A 2,914-nucleotide genomic window follows, 5' to 3' on the forward strand; every position below is an offset into this window, starting at 1 on the left:
GTGGCTACGATGAAGGTTGTAGAGAATGTGCCAATTTCTGATGAGATTGGGCTTGTGATATTTTGATTTGTTCCAAAGGCAATATTTATTTGGGTATTTGGTCCAAAACCAGAGCCTGCTATGGTTACCATTGTTCCAATAAGGCCTGAGGAAGGAGCAAGCAATGTAATCCTTGGGCTTGGAAGAAGCAAAAATATTGTGGTTGCTGTTTCCTTAAAGTCTCTTGCAGTAATCATCTTTGTGCAAGGGGGTTGATTATCAACAACAAATGTTATTGAGAATGTGCCATTAACGCAAGAGATTGCTGTTGTAATAGTAAGATGTGTGCCAAAATCAATGGTTATTTGTTTTCCTGATGAGAAACCTACACCTTGAAGGGTGACTATTGAGCCAACAGAGCCTGAGGTTGGTAAGACTAAGGCAATTTTTCCTGTTATCTTGAAGAAGCCAGTAGCAATATTGCCCTCTTCATCCCTTGCGGTTATAATCTTTGTGCAGGAGGGTTGGGTGTCTACGATAAAGGTAGTGGAGAAGGTGCCAATTGGACTTGATTGAGTTATGGTTATTGTTTGATGGGTTCCAAAGTCAATCCTTACCGAACCAAAAGCGCCGAATCCCGAACCCCAAATAGTTACAATTGTTCCCGTAGGGCCTGATATAGGATTAACCATAGTAATCCTTGGGCTTGGAATAAGCAAGAATATTGCGGTGGCTATTTCCTTTGAGTCAGATACAGTGATAAGCTTTGTGCAAGGGGGTTGGGTATTAATAACAAAGATTGTTGAGAATGTGCCGTTGATGCTTGACATTGTTGTTGTTATGGTTTGATAGGTTCCAAAGTCAATAGAAATCTGTGTTTGTGTAGAAAAAAATGCTCCTTCAATTGTAACTATTGTTCCAGCTGGACCTGAATTGGGGCTAATCATTATACTTCCTATCCATGGTTTATAATAAACATAATCACTTACCTTATCACCCTGACCTGATGGATTTGTTATGGGATGCTCTGGGCCAGAAGAATGTCCCCACCAATTGTAAGTAGCAGAGATTGTTCCTGTGCTTCCATCGTGATAGACACCATAGCCTTTGGTTAAATCGCCGTTTTTGTTGTCAAGGAGGTTATTGCAATGTATCTCAGAGAAAGAATTGGAGATAGAATATATTCCATAACCTTTACCTAAAGGTATTCCCCATCCACCTTTATTGGTTTTCACTTCATTTCCTTTTATTTCCACTCTAGAATTTATAATAAGAATTCCTACTCCCTCCCCACCTTCTCCAAATGTAGATCCAAGGGCTCCGTGTCCGCCTCCTTCACCTGCGATATTATTGGAGATAGTATTGTTGTTTAATTTTATATTGGATGAATCTTTGATAAATACTCCTGTTCCAGTTCCTCCCCTCCCACCTATTCCACTCCCTTCTCCTACTGTTCCTCCTTTCCCTCCTATATTGTTTGATATTGTATTATTTGAGATTACAGTGTTTGTTGATGAAGAAAGATATATTCCATTTCCTTGTTTACCAGGCTCACCTTGTCCACCTTGTGTACATCCATTTTCTCCAATTCCTCCAAAGATAGAGTTGTTTTTAATAATAAAGTTTAGGCAATTTATAAGGACAATCCTTCCCAGATTTGTTGAGCCAGAGCCAGCAAGGGTTAAGGTCTGACTCTCAATTGTTATGCCTGATTGATTATAATAGTAATAAATAGGCTCATTATTATAGGTATTAGAAGGAGCAATTGTATTGTTATAACTATTTGGATCAATATAAATACCATAAGCATTTCCAAAAGCCCCGTAAGAAGCTTCTCCCGCATTAGCTGTATCTCCAACCCCTCTTTCTCCTCTTTCGCTTTTGCTTATATAATTTTGCAAAAGTACATTATTATGAGAATTTGAAATATAAATTCCACATCCTATACCTCCTTTCCCTCCTGAGCTCTCCCAGTATTTAGGAGAATCCCCTCCTTTTCCTCCTTTATTGCCATATAAAATATTAAAAGCTGAATAGTTATAATTTGAATTATCTAAAAAGATACCGCAGCCAATTCCTCCTGTGCCTCCATATCCATCTCCTCCTGTATCACCATTTCCTCCACTTCCTCCTTCCATATTGAAAATTATATTTGCCACTAAAGTGTTACTACCAGAAAAATAAAGATATATTCCACAACCATTTCCACCTCTACCGCCTGGACTAGAAGGCCAACCACCACCACCTCCTTGACCTCCTCTATTGTTTTTAACTGTATTTGTTGCAATAATGTTGTTGTTTGAATCTGAAAGATAGATTCCACAACCTACTCCACCTGGCGGAGGAGGCCAACCTGTTCCATTATCACCTTTATTGTCGTGGATGTAGTTGTAAGTAATTGTAATAGAAGAAGCATTCTCCAAATAAACCGCCTGTTTTGCGTATCCGATATCACAATAGTTGATTTTACTTCCATTTGCTCCACTTCCAGATAGTTTAATCCCTTTCCAATGCCCAGTTGTATGGGTTGCTTGATCGGATGTAAATGTAATTGTGCCAAGAGGGGTGCCTATTGCATTCAATGTGCCATAGCAAATTAAAGAAGTGTCTGTGGCAAACCTTATGATTACCCCTGGCTCAATGGTTAATTTGATACCATTGCTTACATATACCGTATCTGTTGCAATATACGGGCTTCCTGCCAAATTCCAGATTGTATCACCTGTGATTGTCCCATAAACATAGGTTTCTGCCCAAATTGGCTTATAAGCCCCAAACCCTAAAGCCATCAAAATCCCAAAAATTGCCTTCTGTCGAGTAGACATTTTCTATAACCTCCTATATGTTATTTTATGCCCCTCACAGAACCGTGCTTGTGGATTTCCGCAACGTGGCTCTTCAGCAATGCTTCCTCTATACGAGGACAGGGCATATG

General features: G+C 39.4%; 1 protein-coding gene. It reads right to left on the reverse strand.

Translation table 11 applies throughout. The features are described from left to right. On the reverse strand, positions 1–2,804 hold a 2,804-nt coding region (locus tag AB1630_11780; protein ID MEW6104471.1), incomplete at its 3' end, for a NosD domain-containing protein. Positions 2,805–2,914: the final 110 nt, after the last annotated feature.

It is taken from the genome of bacterium (assembly GCA_040753555.1).
GTDB lineage: Bacteria > UBA9089 > UBA9088 > UBA9088 > UBA9088 > JBFLYE01.